Origin of the sequence: Streptomyces sp., assembly GCF_031181555.1 — a bacterium.
Classification (GTDB): Bacteria; Actinomycetota; Actinomycetes; order Streptomycetales; family Streptomycetaceae; genus Streptomyces; species Streptomyces fimbriatus.
Genome location: NZ_JAPSKQ010000001.1, coordinates 48250 through 63099 on the forward strand (window position 1 = coordinate 48250; position 14850 = coordinate 63099).

The 14850-nt window shown below is 74.7% G+C and carries 15 protein-coding genes; 1 reads left to right on the plus strand and 14 read right to left on the minus strand.

Annotation, left to right across the window (positions count from 1 at the left end; genetic code table 11):
- The 7 genes from RIM90_RS00190 to RIM90_RS00220 all read right to left on the minus strand — a co-directional run.
- Positions 1–456: DUF2264 domain-containing protein (locus RIM90_RS00190; RefSeq protein WP_309058404.1), on the minus strand; the 456-nt coding region annotated here is incomplete at its 3' end.
- A 457-nt stretch (positions 457–913) separates the two neighbouring features.
- Positions 914–1729 (minus strand): transferase, encoded by an 816-nt coding sequence (locus RIM90_RS00195; protein WP_309058405.1) that lies wholly within the window; start codon positions 1727–1729, stop codon positions 914–916.
- Positions 1726–2991, minus strand: a complete 1266-nt coding sequence (locus RIM90_RS00200) for a glycosyltransferase family 4 protein (protein ID WP_309058406.1) — start codon at positions 2989–2991, stop codon at positions 1726–1728. The genes RIM90_RS00195 and RIM90_RS00200 overlap by 4 nt, the downstream gene beginning before the upstream one ends.
- Before the next feature lie 64 nt (positions 2992–3055).
- The gene (locus RIM90_RS00205) at positions 3056–3475 is read right to left on the minus strand and encodes an AraC family ligand binding domain-containing protein (protein WP_309058407.1); all 420 of its coding nucleotides are present in this window, start codon (positions 3473–3475) and stop codon (positions 3056–3058) included.
- Positions 3476–3539: 64 nt separating this feature from the next.
- Positions 3540–4532, minus strand: a complete 993-nt coding sequence (locus RIM90_RS00210; RefSeq protein ID WP_309058408.1) for an alpha/beta hydrolase — start codon at positions 4530–4532, stop codon at positions 3540–3542.
- Between the two features lie 133 nt (positions 4533–4665).
- Positions 4666–5202, minus strand: coding sequence for a MarR family transcriptional regulator (locus RIM90_RS00215; protein WP_309058409.1), 537 nt, complete (start codon positions 5200–5202; stop codon positions 4666–4668).
- 46 nt (positions 5203–5248) lie between these two features.
- Positions 5249–6337 (minus strand): PP2C family protein-serine/threonine phosphatase, encoded by a 1089-nt coding sequence (locus tag RIM90_RS00220; protein ID WP_309058410.1) that lies wholly within the window; start codon positions 6335–6337, stop codon positions 5249–5251.
- Positions 6338–6777: 440 nt separating this feature from the next.
- Here RIM90_RS00220 and RIM90_RS00225 point away from each other — a divergent pair, with 440 nt between their 5' ends.
- Complete coding sequence (locus tag RIM90_RS00225; RefSeq protein WP_309058411.1) at positions 6778–7293, plus strand: hypothetical protein; 516 nt, start codon at positions 6778–6780, stop codon at positions 7291–7293.
- A 34-nt stretch (positions 7294–7327) separates the two neighbouring features.
- On the opposite strand, the gene pgm is transcribed toward RIM90_RS00225, so the two are convergent.
- The 7 genes from pgm to RIM90_RS00260 all read right to left on the minus strand — a co-directional run bounded on the left by pgm (position 7328) and on the right by RIM90_RS00260 (position 14802).
- Positions 7328–8968, minus strand: a complete 1641-nt coding sequence (gene pgm / locus RIM90_RS00230; RefSeq protein ID WP_309058412.1) for a phosphoglucomutase (alpha-D-glucose-1,6-bisphosphate-dependent) — start codon at positions 8966–8968, stop codon at positions 7328–7330.
- Positions 8969–9073: 105 nt separating this feature from the next.
- The gene (locus tag RIM90_RS00235; protein WP_309058413.1) at positions 9074–9502 is read right to left on the minus strand and encodes a hypothetical protein; all 429 of its coding nucleotides are present in this window, start codon (positions 9500–9502) and stop codon (positions 9074–9076) included.
- Positions 9499–10407, minus strand: coding sequence for an STM4011 family radical SAM protein (locus RIM90_RS00240; RefSeq protein WP_309058414.1), 909 nt, complete (start codon positions 10405–10407; stop codon positions 9499–9501). The genes RIM90_RS00235 and RIM90_RS00240 overlap by 4 nt, the downstream gene beginning before the upstream one ends.
- 11 nt (positions 10408–10418) lie before the next feature.
- The gene (locus tag RIM90_RS00245) at positions 10419–11789 is read right to left on the minus strand and encodes an STM4012 family radical SAM protein (protein WP_309058415.1); all 1371 of its coding nucleotides are present in this window, start codon (positions 11787–11789) and stop codon (positions 10419–10421) included.
- Positions 11786–12607: an STM4013/SEN3800 family hydrolase gene (locus tag RIM90_RS00250; RefSeq protein WP_309058416.1), complete on the minus strand. Its 822-nt coding sequence runs from the start codon at positions 12605–12607 to the stop codon at positions 11786–11788. The genes RIM90_RS00245 and RIM90_RS00250 overlap by 4 nt, the downstream gene beginning before the upstream one ends.
- A 61-nt stretch (positions 12608–12668) precedes the next feature.
- Positions 12669–13919, minus strand: a complete 1251-nt coding sequence (locus tag RIM90_RS00255) for an STM4014 family protein (protein WP_309058417.1) — start codon at positions 13917–13919, stop codon at positions 12669–12671.
- Positions 13900–14802 carry an STM4015 family protein gene (locus RIM90_RS00260; protein WP_309058418.1) on the minus strand — a complete coding sequence of 301 codons (903 nt, stop codon included), beginning with the start codon at positions 14800–14802 and terminating at the stop codon, positions 13900–13902. Before RIM90_RS00260 ends, RIM90_RS00255 begins: the two co-directional genes overlap by 20 nt.
- Between the last annotated feature and the right edge of the window lie 48 nt (positions 14803–14850).

Below are 14850 nucleotides of genomic sequence, written 5' to 3' on the forward strand. Positions count from 1 at the left end.
CTCCGGCGCCCCCGTGACCCGGTGCACCCGCAGCTCGTACCGGCCGTACGCCACCGTGACGCTGTCCACCCGCAGCCCCGGGACCATCGGCTGGCCCTGCACGTCGTGGTCGAGGACCGGCGGCCAGGACTCGGTGTCGTCGCGGCCGGGGGTACGGGTGCCGGCGGCGAGACCGTGCGCGTAGCGTTCCAGCAGGCCGTGGGGATCGTCTCCGTCCGCGCCGGTGACGCGGAAGGCGGCGGCGAGGAACGTCCTCGCGTACCCCTCCAGCCCGTCGGAGCGCACTCCCGAGCGCGAGGGGCGCCCCGGCAGGTCCAGCAGCGCGCGACCGGGGGTGCTCCAGCGCCAGGCCGCCGTGAGGAGCCCGTCCGCCACGGCCTCCCAGTGGGCGCGGGTGTAACCGGTGCGGGGACTCGTGCGGCGGTTCTCGGCGGGCGGTTCGAACGGAGTGCTCATGCCAGGAAGACCGGCCTTTCGCGTCGCGCGGGGTGGAGGAAACCGTCACCGGGACCCGGCGCGCGATCCCGGAGAGCGCGGGATCGGCCGGGCGGCGCCACTCGTCGCCCTGGGAGCCCGTGAGGTGGGGAGTGAGGAGGACGTGTTCGCACTGCCACAACGGCCGTTCGGGCCACGGGAATCCTCGGTGCCCGACCGGCCGACGGTCAAGGGAGCGGTCCCGCCGCGGCACCGCTCCGGCGAGGAAGGCCTCGCGCGGACGCCGGACCGGCACCGGCCGGAACTCCGGCGGCTGCTCGGCACGTTCGTGCGGAAGCCCGTCCCGGCGGGCGGGTTCCGCACGGCCGGGGTCAACGGCCCGCCCGCGCCGCCGATCGCCCGGGACGGGGCGGCCGCGGCGCCGGTGTGCGCGACCGAGCGGTCGGCCCGACGGGCCCGACGGGCCGGCTCCCTGCTGTCAGCCGGCCGCCGTCACCTCCACGGCGAGGTCGTTGTCGACGGTGTAGTAGGGCCGTACGGCCGCCCCGCCGACGGTGACCCGCGGATACACGTACACCCCCTTGCGGTCCGCCACGTCGTCGAGCAGGCGGCCGATCCTGATCGGCGGCGCGTCGGCCGCGGGCTGAAGGAAGGCGTCCCAGACCTGGGATCCGGCGGCCCCTTCCGCCAGTTCCCGGTAGCCGACCGTGAAGGAGAAGTCCCCGCCCCCTGCCGGATGGGGCCGGTACACGCGCTCGGTTCCCCTGCCGCCGCGCAGCCGCAGCCGCACGACGGCGCCTTCGGAGAGTTCGGCCCCGTGGAGGTGCGCGCGGACCGTCATCGCCCCGTCCCTGATGTCGAGGGGGCCGGCCTCCGCGTGGGCGGTGCGCCGCCAGGTGCGGAGGGCGAGGAAACCGTCCTTGGTGGCGTACGGCACCCTGACGGCCACCGGGGACGTCACCTCGCGCGTGCCCCCGTGGACGAGCAGCCGCAGGTCCCGCAGGCCGGGGCGCAACCGCTCGCGTCCGGCGTCCGGTCCGCGCAGCAGATACGCGTCCCAGCGGCCCTCCGCGAGCACGGGCCGGGGTTCCAGCACGGCGCGGACGTGACCGTGCTCGCCGCAGGGTTCGAGGTCGAGGGTGTGCGACGCCTCCTCGGGCCGGCCCTTCTTCGGCCGCAGCACCAGCACCAGCCGGGGGCGGGCGGCCGGCGGCAGCCGCAGGCGTAAAGTGATCCGGCCGTCGGTGCCGACGGAGCAGTCGGTGCGGAGTTCCGTGGTGCGTGCGGTGCTCATCGGCGTCCCTTCCGTACGGTGCGCAGCGCTCCGGAGGCGGCGGCGTGGGCGAGGTCGCGGGCGGCGTGGCCCCGGCTGAGGAGGGCGTGGTGCATCCCGCCCCGGTCGGGTGCGCCGCGCCGTCCGCCGGCTCTGGCCGCCACCGCCTCCTCCAGGAGGCGCTCCGCCCGCGCCACGACCGGTCCGGGGGCGAACCGGCGCGCGTGGTCGACGGCCGCCCTGCCCATGCGGCGGCGCCGTTCGTCGTCGCGTATCAGGTCCAGGAGCGCCGCGCCGAAGGCCCGGCTGTCCCCGACCGGCACCAGCCGGCCGTCCTCGCCGTTCCGGATGATCTCGCCGGGTCCGTAGGGGCAGTCGGTGCTCACGACGGGCAGTCCGCAGCGCATCGCCTCGACGATGGTCATGCCGAACGGCTCGAAGTCGGACGCGGCGGCGCCGATCGAGCCCTTGACCCACTCGGCTTCCATGGGAGTGGCCGCGCCCATGAGGAAGACGTTGTTCCACAGGCCGAGCGTCTCGATCCGCGCGCGCAGCCGGTCCTGTTCCTCGCCCTTGCCGTAGATGCGCAACTGCCAGTCGGGGTACTCGGCGACGACGTGGGCGAACGCCTCGACGATCAGGTCGTACCGCTTCACCGGGACCAGCCGGCCGGCCGCGATCACGATCTTGGCGTTGCCGTCCGCGGCGGGCAGGACCGGGTCGGGGACGCTGTTCGCGAGCGCCTCCACCCGGACGCCGGGCAGCCGCATCTTGCGCCGGTAGGCGCCGGCGTCCGCCTCGGTGACGGTGGTGAGCACGTCGAGGTGACGGTAGGCGCGGCGCAGCGCGGTGCGCAGCGCGGGCGGGTGGTTGTCGAGGGTGAGGTGTTCCTGGCCGACGCGCGCGACGTGCCGCGGGGCCTGGAGCGCGAGGTGGACGTTGAGGCCCGGGCGGGTGCCGATGACCACGTCGGCGTCCGTGCTCCGCAGGCACTCGGCGATCCGCTGGTCCGTCAGTTCGCTGTACTGGTGGTACCGGTACTCGGCGGAGGGGAACACCTCGGCCGGTCTCCGGTGCAGCGGATGGTCCTTCTCCCTCCGCAGATCCACCAGCGCGCGCAGTCGCACGTCGGGGTGCGGTGTGAGGTTGGGGTGCTCACGGTGCCTCAGCACGGAGACGATCTCCACGTCGTGCCGTTCGGCCAGGGCGCCCGCCAGGTTGAACGTGGTGGTGATCGTGCCTCCGATCCCATAGGCGTTGTGGATCAGGAAAGAGATCTTCATGGCGGTCTAGACCGCATGAAACGTTCAGGAGTTGTCTGCTGTTACCACTTTGTGGCCGCGATGGTCACCGTCGTTCAACTGCCGTTCCCGGAGGCCGGATCCGCATGCCGGGGCGGCGGCGGTGGACGGTGAGGTAGGTCAGGCCCTCGGGGCCGGCCGCGAGGGCACGGGTGGAACCGTGCGGGAGCCAGGTCAGGGTGCCGGTGGGGAGGGGGTGAGTGCCGTCGGGGGCGGTCAGGGTGCCGTCGCCGGCGAGGACGAGCAGGAGGACGTCGAGGTCGGGCTCGCGGTGGGTGCCGACCCGGTGCCCGGGCGGGATGCGGACGACGTTGGCGTCGAGTTGCCGGCCCGGCTCGGCGAGCCGCCACAGGGCACCGGCGGGCGCGTCGCCGAGGGCCGCCAGCGAGGCCGTGTCGCACAGGATCCGCGGGAGCGGGACGTCGTCGCCGGACGTGCCGGGGACCTCGCTGCCGTCTGCCGTCATCCTGTGCCACCGTCCCGTGTGCCTGACCGCGCCGGTTGCCCGCGGCCGCCTTCCGGAGGGGAACCTAGCACGCCGGTTCGGGCAGGTCCGCGAGCCAGTCCGTGAGGATGCGGCCGGTCTCCGCGGGGCGTTCCTGCTGGAGCCAGTGGCCGCAGCCGTCGAGGATGTGACAGGACGTCAGACCGGGAAGCGTGCGGGGGAACGCCTCGATCGCGTCGGCCATCCACGTGGTGGACGCGTCCAGACCGCCGCCGATGAACAGGGACGGCTGGGTGAGGGGTGCGCCGTCGTGGTCGGCCAGGTCCGCCCAGTCGCGGTCCATGTTCCGGTAGCGGGCCAGCGCTCCGCTCATGCCCGTGCGCTCGAACTCCCCGGCGTAGAAGTCGAGATCGGCCTCGCTCAGCCAGCCGGGCAGCCGGCGGGCCGGGAAGCGGTCGCGCAGGGTTTCGCCCGGGCCGACGAAGTGGGGATCGGGCGCGCCGGGTGCGGGCATGGTGTCGGCGGACAGGGCCGCGTAGAAACCGGCGAGCCAGCCGCGTACGTCGGGCTCGATCTCGGCCTCGGCGCGGCCGGGTTCCTGGAAGTACGAGACGTAGAACTCGTCGTCGCCGCCCATCGACGTGAAGACCGTGCTCGGCCGCGGGCCGCCGCGCGGGGCGTACGGAACGCTGAGCAGGCCCACCGCGCGGAAGACGTCCGGCCTGGTCAGTGCGGAGTTCGCGGCGATGACCGATCCCCAGTCGTGGCCGACGACCACGGCGGTCCGCTCGCCCAGGGCGTGCACCGCCGCGACGTTGTCCGCCACCAGCTCCAGCATGCGGTAGGCGTCGGTGGCGGCCGGCTTGGAGGAACGGCCGTAGCCGCGGACGTCGACGGCGGCCGCGCGGTAGCCGGCCGCGGCCAGGGCGGGCAGCTGATGGCGCCAGGAGTACCAGGACTCGGGGAAGCCGTGGACGAGCAGCACCAGCGGACCGGTGCCCTGCTCCACCACGTGCAGCCGGCCCGCGGGCGAGGGGACGATCCGGCGCGTGAGGTCGTTCGCGGGGTGCGGGGGCATGGGCTCTCCAGGGGGTCTCGAACTCTCCGGCGCCCCGGTCCGTCGGGCGCCGGGGCCGTCGGTCGAGCATGGGCGGGACCGCGGGGGCGGGACGAGGTGTGTTGCCGCTTCGGCAAAATCCCGGTCGCCGTCCTCACGTGTCGCGTGCCCCGGCACCGTCCGCCGTCCAGCCGAGGGGATGCGCCTGCGCGTCGCCGGGTCCGGCGGCGGGTGGTTCGCCGCCGGCCTCGTTGAAGGCGGTGAGCGCCTTGACCAGCGCCGCCCGCTGCCCCGGCGCCAGCCGCTCGACGATCGCGGCGATCTCGGCGCGGCGCCGCGCGGTGACGTCCTCGACGGTGCGCCGGCCCTCGTCGGTGAGCCGCAGCAGCGTTTCCCGGCGGTTGGCGGGGTTGGTCTGCCGGTCGGCGAGCCCGGCCGCGATCAGCCGGTCGACCATGCGCATCGCGGTGGACGGGGCGACCTGGAGCAGATCGGCGAGCGCGACCAGCTTGGTGGCCCCGCGGGTGGAGAGCATCACCAGCATCCGGAACTGCGGCAGCGTCACCCGGTCCTCGACGGCGGCCAGCGACCGCGCCGAGACCGCCACCAGCAGCCGCGAGGCGGTCAGGACCGCGCGGGTGACCGCCTCGACGTCGTCCATGGCCCCGGCGGGGGTCTCGCGCTCCGGCATGTGTCCTTTGTACCCCGCCCCGCACCTCGCCGGAGCCGGCGCCCGCTCACCCGGTGGACGCGGGTCCCCGGTCCCCGTGCCGGTGGTAGCGCAGCAGGAGCATCGCGGCGTCGTCGCCGGGCGGCCCCCCGGCGTGCTGGACCAGGTCCTCGCGCAGGGCCTCCAGGGCGCGGTGGGCGTCGGGTTCCTCGAGCAGGTGCGTGCGCTCCTCCAGCGGGTAGAAGCGCCCGTCCCGGTCGCGGGCCTCGGTCACGCCGTCCGTGTGGAGCAGCAGTTGCTCGCCCGGCGCGAACGGCACGCGGTAGGGCTCCGGGCCGTCGGCCCCGTGCCCGGACAGGCCCAGCGGCAGCGCGTACGACGGCGGCTCGGGGAAGTCGGCGGCGCCGTCGCGGCGTACGAGCATCGGGGCCGGATGGCCGTAGTTGAGGAGGACGACCTCGTGGTCGGCGCGGATCTCCGCGAGGATCGCGGTGACGAACCGTTCGTCCTCCAGCTCCCGGGCCACGCTGCGCTCGATCCGCTCCCCGAGCCCGCGCAGGTCCGGCTCGTCGTAGGCGGCCTCCCGGAAGGCGCCGAGCACCACGGCGGCCGTCTCCACCGCGGCCAGGCCCTTGCCCTGCACGTCGCCCACGATGACCCGGACGCCGTGCGGCGAGGCCACCACCTCGTAGAGGTCCCCGCCGATGCGGGCCTCCGCGACGGCGGAGGTGTAGGACACCGCGACCTGGACCGGGCCGGCGGTCAGCGGCACCGGCCGCAGCAGCACGCGCTGCGCGACCTCCGCGATCGAGCGGACGCTGGCCAGTTCCGCCTCCCGGCGCGAGCGCGCCACCGCGGCCGCGATGCCGACGCCGGTGACCCCGGCCACCGACGCCATGGCGGTGTAGCCGCGGGGCTCCGGGAACAGCCCGTTGTACAGGCCCAGACCGACGCAGAGCAGCAGCGCCAGTGCGCCGATCACCGCGGTGCGGCGCCAGCCGCCGACCAGTCCGGCGAAGGCGGGCCCGAGCGACACCAACGGCAGCAGTCCGATGCCCGGACCGGCCACGACGTCGACGACGGCGATCACCGCCATCACCGCGAGCGGCATCCAGGACAGCGCCGTCCGGCTCGACGGCGGGTTCTTGTCGGTCATGTCCTGCTCCAGCGGGTGTCGAGGGCACTCGAGAGCCGCCCGTTCCCTCCGTAGACGCCCCTCCCCCACCTTTAGACTATGCAAAGATCAGAGGTGTGCTGCGGCTTTCGCGGCGCACCTTTATCCAATCGAGCCATTGTCCGGCCGGGGCCGGCGGCCGCCGCCTCCCCCGGGCCCCGCCGTGCGCGGGCCGACGCGGTGCCGCGGGTCCGTGGTGCCACCGGAGTGACATGCGCGGCCGGCGGGGCGGAGCCGAGTGCGGGCAACGTCCGCCGCCCGTAAGGTTTCCGAGCGGGATCGGCGGGGTCGGCGGTTCCGCGGCAGTGAGCGGTCCGGCCCGCTGTTCCCACGTTTTTGCGCTGTGCAATGATCCTGGCGGGCCCTGGTGCGCGTGAGCGGCGTCACCGGCGGGCCCCGGCACACGAGAGGAATGAACGGACGTGACCGCGCAGGGGCCGGACGACGGCGGAACGCCGGAGGACAGGGACGGTGTGCCGTCCCTGCCCGAGGACGTCTGGCAGCGGTTCCTCACGGACAACGAGCACGCCATCCGGGCCTCCGCCCCCAGGGAACCCTCCGCGCGGCAGCGGGCGTCGGGGCGGTGGCCGCAGCCGCCGCGCACCGACGACGGCACGGAGCAGCGGTACGACGCGGCGAACGCGGTCGGTGACCTGTGGCACCCGGACGATCCGTGGGAGGGCCCGTCCTGGCGGGACCTGGACGGCCGCGCCAGGCTGCGCCGCGTCGGCCGCGTGGTGGGCACGGCCGCCGCGATCGTCCTGGCCCTGGGCGCCTGGTCCCAGCTGTCCACCGGCGCGGGCACGCCGGCCGGGGGGCCCGGCGACACCGTTCTGCAGCAGTCGGAGGACGCCCCCGCGGAGCTGCCCGCGGCGACGTCCCTGCCGGCCGGCCTGACCTCCCCGTCCCCGTCCGCCTCCGCGGTCCGGCCCGGCTGACGCGCCGCCCTGCTCACGGGGGCAGGGCGGTGACTCAGCCGCCCAGTGCCGCGAGGACCACGCTCCTGGCCTCCTCCTGCACCCGGCGGAGGTGGTCGGGGCCCTGGAACGACTCGGCGTAGATCTTGTAGACGTCCTCGGTGCCCGACGGACGGGCGGCGAACCAGGCGCTGTCCGTGGTCACCTTGATGCCCCCGATGGGCGCGCCGTTGCCGGGGGCCTCGGTGAGCACCGCGGTGACCGCTTCCCCGGCGAGGGTGTCCGCGGTGACCTGTGCGGGGGAGAGCTTCGCCAGGCGGGCCTTCTCCTCGCGGGTCGCCGGTGCGTCGATCCGCTCGTAGGCGGGCTCGCCGAAGCGGGCGGTGAGCGCGGCGTAGTGCTCGGAGGGGGTCTTGCCGGTGACCGCCGTGATCTCGGAGGCCAGCAGCGCGAGGATGATGCCGTCCTTGTCGGTGGTCCACACCGAGCCGTCCCGGCGCAGGAAGGAGGCACCGGCCGACTCCTCGCCGCCGAAGCCGAGGGAGCCGCCCGCGAGTCCGTCCACGAACCACTTGAACCCGACGGGCACCTCGACCAGTTCGCGCTTCAGGTCGGCGGCGACCCGGTCGATCATCGCGGAGGACACCAGCGTCTTGCCGACCCCCGCCCCGGACGGCCACTGCTCGCGGTGCGCGTACAGGTAGCCGATCGCTGTGGCGAGGTAGTGGTTGGGGTTCATCAGCCCGGCGTCCGGGGTGACGATGCCGTGCCGGTCGGCGTCGGCGTCGTTGCCGGTGGCGATGTCGAAGCGGTCGCGCTGCCCGATGAGGGACGCCATGGCGTACGGGGACGAGCAGTCCATGCGGATCCTGCCGTCCCAGTCCAGGGTCATGAACCGCCAGGTGGGGTCGGTGAGCGGGTTGACCACCGTCAGGTCGATGCCGTGCTGTTCGGCGATCCGGCCCCAGTAGGCGACGGACGCCCCGCCCAGCGGGTCGGCGCCGACGCGGACGCCGGCCGCGCGGATCGCGTCCAGGTCCAGCACGCTCGGCAGGTCGGCGACGTAGGTGCCGAGGAAGTCGTAGCGGCCGGTGCCGGGGGCGGCGAGGGCGCGGGCGTAGGGAATGCGGCGGACGTCCTTGAGGCCGCCCCGGATGATGTCGTTGGCCCGGTCCTGGATCCAGCCGGTCGCCTCCGAGCCCGCGGGGCCGCCGCTCGGCGGGTTGTACTTGAAGCCGCCGTCGGCGGGCGGGTTGTGGGACGGGGTGACGACGACGCCGTCCGCGAGGCCCGTGGTGCGTCCCCGGTTGTGGGTGAGGATGGCGTGCGAGACCGCCGGGGTCGGGGTGTAGCCGTCGGCGCTGTCGATGAGCACCGTGACCCCGTTGGCCGCGAACACCTCCAGGGCGGTGACCCGCGCGGGCTCGGACAGCGCGTGGGTGTCGGCGCCGAGGAAGAGCGGGCCGTCGGTGCCCTGCTGGGCGCGGTACTCGCAGATGGCCTGGCTGGTCGCGGCGATGTGGTCGTCGTTGAACGCGGCCGCCAGGGACGAGCCGCGGTGCCCCGAGGTCCCGAACGCGACCCGCTGGCCCGGGTCCTCGGGGTCGGGGTGCAGTGCGTAGTACGCCGTGACCAGCCGAGCGACATCGACGAGATCCTCGGGGCCGGCCGGGCCGCCGGCTCGCTCGTGCTGCATGTGCCCACTCCTTGGCAGGGGTCGATTATCCGCTTGCGGACACATCTTTCCTCTTCGGGGCCGGTTCGCGCGAGTGGGACCCGGCCCCGCCCGGCGGCCCCGGCGTCAGATCCGTCCCCCGGTCATCCGGGTGAGGGGACCGTGGGTGTGGCGCTCCGCGCGGCGGCCCACCGCGTAGGACGCGGCGCTCAGCGCGGTCAGGCCGGCGCCGACACCGGCGGCGACGATCTTGCGGTTCGCGATGACCGTCCAGGCGGTCTTGGCGGTGGCGGCGACCTGGCCCGAGGTGGCGACGACCGCGCGGCGGCCCGCCTCGACGCCCTTGGCCGCGCTGCGCACGGCGCCGTTCGCCGCTCCGGCCGCGCGCTCGGCACCCGACCTGGCCGCTGACGCGGCGTCATCCGCCTTGGCGGCGGCGTGGCCGGCCGCCCGCTCGGCGGGAGCGGTCGCCTTGTCCGTGGCGTTCCGGGCCCCGGACGTGGCGGACCGGGTGGACGTGGTCTTCTGACGCGGGTTCTTGTTCTGATCGGTCATGGACACCGACTTGCCGCTGATTCCCGCGGCAAACACGTCCGGTCGCGCGCCCCGTGCCGTGCGAGCGGCGCCGGGATCCGTTCCAGCACACCGCCCGCGAACACGTCGTACAGCGGCAGCGTCTCCAGGTGGACGTAGCCGATGTGGCAGTCGCAGGTGGTGAGCGGGCAGGGGCGCGGGCGCAGTGCCGCACGGTAGGTGCCGTCGTAGAGGTTGCCGAGCTCCGCGCGGACGAAGTGGCAGCGGCGGACCGTGCCCTCGCCGTCGACCGAGATCACGGACTCCCCCGTGCGGCAGGGCGATCCCGCGCTGGCGTGGGGCCGGCGGCTGTAGGGGAAGAGCGGGTCCAGCGCGGTCCATACGTCGGCCTCGGCGTCGTCGTAGGTGTGCCCCTCGGCGGCGTTGACCCACAGGTACACCTGGTCCGGCAGGTCGGCGCGCAGCCGCCGGGCCGCGTCGAGGTGTTCGGGCAGTCCGACGACGCCGACGCTGAACCGGGCGCCGAGACGGACCAGTTCGCGGCACTTGGCCAGGAAGCGGTCGTACGGGGTCTGGCCCGGGTGGTACGTGCACCACAGCGCGAGGGTGCCGAGGTCGGCGCCGGCGAGCCAGTCGGTGCGGCAGCTGAGGTTCGTCTGGATGGCGACGCGCCGGATGTGCGGCTGGTGGGACAGGCGCGTCAGGGTGTTCCGGTACCAGGAGCGGACCAGGCCCTCGCCCCAGGGGGTGAACAGGAGGGAGAGCCGGTCGTCGGTCTGGGCGGTGGCCCAGTCGGCGAACCTCTCCAGGCAGGCGCGGTCCGCGCGGAGTCGCTCGCGGCTGTCGCGGCGCTTGGCGAAGGGGCAGTACGGGCAGTCGTAGTCGCACGAGGCCAGCGGGCCCCGGTAGAGGAGGGTCAGGTCCATCGGGACGGATCTCACTTCCGCTCGTAGGCGGCCATGGCGGCCCGCACGGCCGGGGAGAACAACTCCGGGCCGACGGCGTCGGAGTGGGCCAGTCCCTCGGGGGTCAGGCGCAGGCGCGTGGCGTGCGGGCCGGCGTCCTCCAGCCAGCCGCGGCCGGCGAACCGGGACAGTTCGGCCGCGAAGTCGTCCGTCGGCGTACGGCCGCCGAAGCGGGCGCGGTAGTCGGCGACGTCGAGTCCCTCGGCCTGGAGGAGGGACTGGAGGAGGTGCCGGCGGCGGGCCTCGTCGGGGTCGATGCGGCGGCCGTACTCGGCGCGGGCGAAGTCGGCGGCCGGGCGGGAGACGTAGTCGTCGACGATGCCGCGGATCTCGTGCATGCCGACGGCGTAGTCGAAGGAGTAGTGCAGGCCGGCGGTGTACGAGCGGGCGCCGCAGCCGAGGCCGATCATGCCGTCGGTCTGGCAGGCGTAGTCGTCCGCGCCCTGGGGCGGGGCGTCCGCGCGGCGGAACATGCGCATGGACCGCTGCTCGTAGCCGTGGGCGAGGAGGTGGTCGCGGCCCAGGCGGTACAGGCGCAGCCGCTGCTCGTCCCAGGCCGGGTCGGCCTCGCCGGCGCGGCGGCCGAGGCCGGTGAGGGGGCGTATGTACAGGGGGTAGAGGTACAGCTCCTCGGGGTGCCAGGCGAGGGCCGCGTCCAGGGAGCGCAGCCAGGTCCTGTCCGTCTGGCCGTCGATGCCGTAGATCAGGTCGATGTTGAGGACGGGGATCCGGGCGTCGCGGATGCGGCCGAGGGCCGCCTCGACGTCGGCGCGGCGCTGCGGCCGTACGGCGGCGCGGGCCTCGGTGTCGTCGAAGCTCTGCACGCCGAGGCTGAGGCGGGTGGTGCCGCGCGCGGCCAGGACCTTCAGCCGGTCGGCGGTGGCCGTGGCGGGCGAGGCCTCCACCGACAGCGGGACCGCGCGCAGGTCGGCGCCCATCCGGTGCTCGGCGATGTCGCACAGCCGCTCCAGTTCGGCGGCGGTGAGGAAGGTGGGGGTGCCGCCGCCGAAGGCCGCCGTGGCGAACCGCACCGGTTCCCGCTCCCCCAGCGCTTCCCGCACGGCGGTCGCCTGCCGGTCCAGGGCGTCCAGGTAGGCGCCGGTCAGGCCGTCCGGAGCCCCGATGCGGGTGAACAGGTTGCAGAAGCCGCAGCGGATCTCGCAGAACGGGATGTGCAGGTAGAGGGAGAGGGCGTCCTTGGGTTCGGCGGCCCAGAGGCTGCTCAGGCGGGGCCGGTCGGGAAGTCCGCGGTAGGCGGTCTTGTGCGGGTAGGCGTAGACGTAGCTCTGGTACGGGCTCGCCACGCCGTCGGCGCCGGGACGGGGACGGGGGACGGTGGTCATCGGGCTGCCTCGGCGGGGGTGCGGTCCAGGAAGAAGTGGGCATAGGGCACCGTCCACACGGACTCGTGGCCGATGCGGTGGCCGGTGTAGCCGTCGTCGCCGTACGCGGTGCCGTGGTCGGAGCAGACGATGGCGAAGCAGCGGCGCCGGCTGCTCGCGGCGGCGAACAGCCGGCCGATGTGGCGGTCGACGTACTCCAGGGCGGCGGCGTGCGTGGCACGGGTGTCGCCGTCCTCGCGGGTCGCGCCGGGCCGGTGGAACCAGTTGGGCTGGTGCAGGGCGGCGACGTTGACGAAGAGGAACAGGCGCTGCTCCTCGGGAAGTCCGCGTACGACGTGTTCCGCGCGGGCCACCTGTGCCTCGAACGAGGTGGGCGAGGCGACGCCGAACTCCGGTTCCCAGTGGGACTCCTGGAAGAGGCCGGGCAGGACCGAGCCGAGCGGGCCCTGCTTGCTGAAGAAGCCGACCCCGCCGATGCACACCGTGCGGTAGCCCTCCTTCGCGAGGCCGGAGACCAGGTCCGGGGTGTCGTGGACGAAGGTCCGCTCGGCCGTGGTCTCGCTGCCCGCGAAGCGGGCGGCGAACAGGCGCGGGTGCGGGCCGGGCGTGGCGGGGGTCGGCAGGAAGCCGGCGAAGATCGCCTGGTGCGAGGCGTAGGTGAAGCTGCCCGGGGCGTGCCGCTTCTCCCAGCGCCCGCCGGGCAGGTGGCGGGCCAGGTTGGGGATGCGGCCGGCGGCGGCGAGTTCGGCGGCGACGTCGTGGCGCAGGGTGTCGAGGGTGACGAGCAGGATGTCGTGGCTGCCGACGATCTCGTTCATGTCCGGGTGGCCCGGTGCGGCGTCTTGGTGCGGGGCGTGCGCCGTGGGCGCGGACGTCGGTTCAGGCGCTGGCACGGGTGGTTTCCGTTCTGTGCTGGTGGTGCGGATGGTGCGGGTGGTGCTGGTGGTCGGGGTCGGCCGGGTGCGGGAGCGGGGCCGCGGCGGGCCCGGTGCGGGGGCCGGCGCCCGGGCGGGCGCGGCGCAGGACCGCCGCGACCTGGGCCGCGTAGGTGTCGAGGCCCTCCGCTCCGCCGCCCGGCAGTCCCGTGAGGCGGGGCAGCAGATCACCGAAGGCGTTGACCTCGCCGACCGCGAACCGGCGCCAGCCGACGGCCGGGAGCAGGTCGACGCCCACGCACAGGGTGTGCGGGAAGCAGGCCGCCGCGCGCTCGCCCACGGCGAGGACGTCCGCCCAGCGGGCGCCGGCCGCCTCGACGGCGTCGCGCACCGCGTCGAGGTCGCCGCGGCTGCCGCCGAGGTGGAGGTTGGTCAGCGGTGAGGCACTGGTGCGCACGACCGCGTGGGTGGCGCGGCCGGCCACCACCACGACCCGCAGATCGGCGGCGCGGCCCCGTTGGGAGGCCTTGGGCAGCCAGCGCTCCAGGTGCAGACCGTCCGGGGCGAGCGCGTCCACGATGGCGGCGATGTCCTGCTCGCGTTCGTACCGGCGCACCTTCAGGGAGTTGAACAGGCTCCCGTCCGGGGCGAGTTCGACGGAGGTGGTGGCTCTGACGCGGCCCCGCCCCGACGACTCGACGGCGAGCACCCCGGAGGCCGAGGAACCGTGCGCGAGTTTGACGAAGAGCCTCGGCATGCGGTGGTCCCGCATGGCGGCGCGTACGTCGTCCCAGCCGGCCACCGGGGCGGCGTCCGGGCCCGAGGTGGGCGACCGGGGCACGGGTACGTCCGCCGCGGCGAGGGCGGCGTGGCAGCGCCGTTTGTCGAACATGACGGCCAGTTCGTCGGCGTCGTCGAGCCGGACGCCGCCGCGCAGCTCACGCACCGCCCGCACGAACCGCCGGTACCAGCGGGCCGAGCCCTCCACCCGGGTGGGCTCCTCCACCCCTCGCAGCAGACGGTCGACCTCGGGGTTCTCGCCGGGTGAGTCGAGCCGGACGATCTCGTCGGCGGCGAACTCGGCGCCGCCCGAGCGCAGGACCCGCTCCCACGGCACCGTGCGCGGCGCGGGCAGCCCGGCCGCGCGGACGGCGTCGGCGAAGAGGGCCGCCCTGCGGTTCTCCGGGTTGGCCACGACGGCGAACCGCACGGGTGCGCCGCCTCCCGGCCCCGGGTCACTCCCCGACCGCGACATAGCGCTCCTCCGGCCGGCAGGAGCTGCGCGGGGCGGGCGTGAGGCCGAGGTCCGGGATGTGCGGTCCCAGCGCCTCGCGCACCCGCTGGGTCATCGCGTCGCTCATGTAGTGGTGCCCGAGGTCGAACGCCCGCAGAGGGGTCAGTGACTGTCCCGAGAGCAGCGCGGTCGCCCCTTCGTCGCCGAGGGTGCCCATGCTCAGGTCGAGGGAGTCCAGGCCCGCGACGACGGGCGCCGCCGCCACCCCGGCGGCGATCTCGTCCTGGATGTCGCTGTTGCACAGGCCCAGGTGGCGCAGGCCGGGACTGCGGACGAGCGCGGCCAGGAGTGCCCGGACGTCCTCGGCGGTGCAGTCACCGCCGTACCGGCTGGTGCCCAGCCACAGCTCCAAGTGGTGCAGGGCGGGGAAGTCGCAGGCGGCCGGGGCGCGCACCGGCTCGGGGGGCAGGCCGCCGCACTCGCTGCGCAGCGACTCGTGCCGCAGCGGCTCGATCACCAGGTCCTCGGCGCCGCGCAGGCCGAGCTCGTACAGACCGGGCCAGGCGCGCAGCACCCGGCTGACGGCGCCCTGTCTGATCCAGGAGATCTCCGATTCCTCGGACTCGACGTCCGCGAGGAACAACGCCCGCGGCCTCGGCAGCCGGTGTGCCTCGGCCGTGAGCAGGTCGAGACAGGAGTCGATGCCGTGCTCGTCCCACTCCTGCCACCAGGCACCGATGACCAGGGCCACGACCTCCTCGGTGCACACCCGGTCCAGGAACGAGCTCCACCGCTCCTCGAACGGGACCCCCCGTTCGGCCGTCAGCCGCCAGGCGACCGAGGCGGGGGCCAGGAGCTCCGAGCCGGAGCCCCGCTCTTCCGCGGCGCCGTCGAAGAGGTGCACGGGCAGTCCGTGGAAGCGCGTCGGGTGAGAGGGGTGGAAGCGCACCTC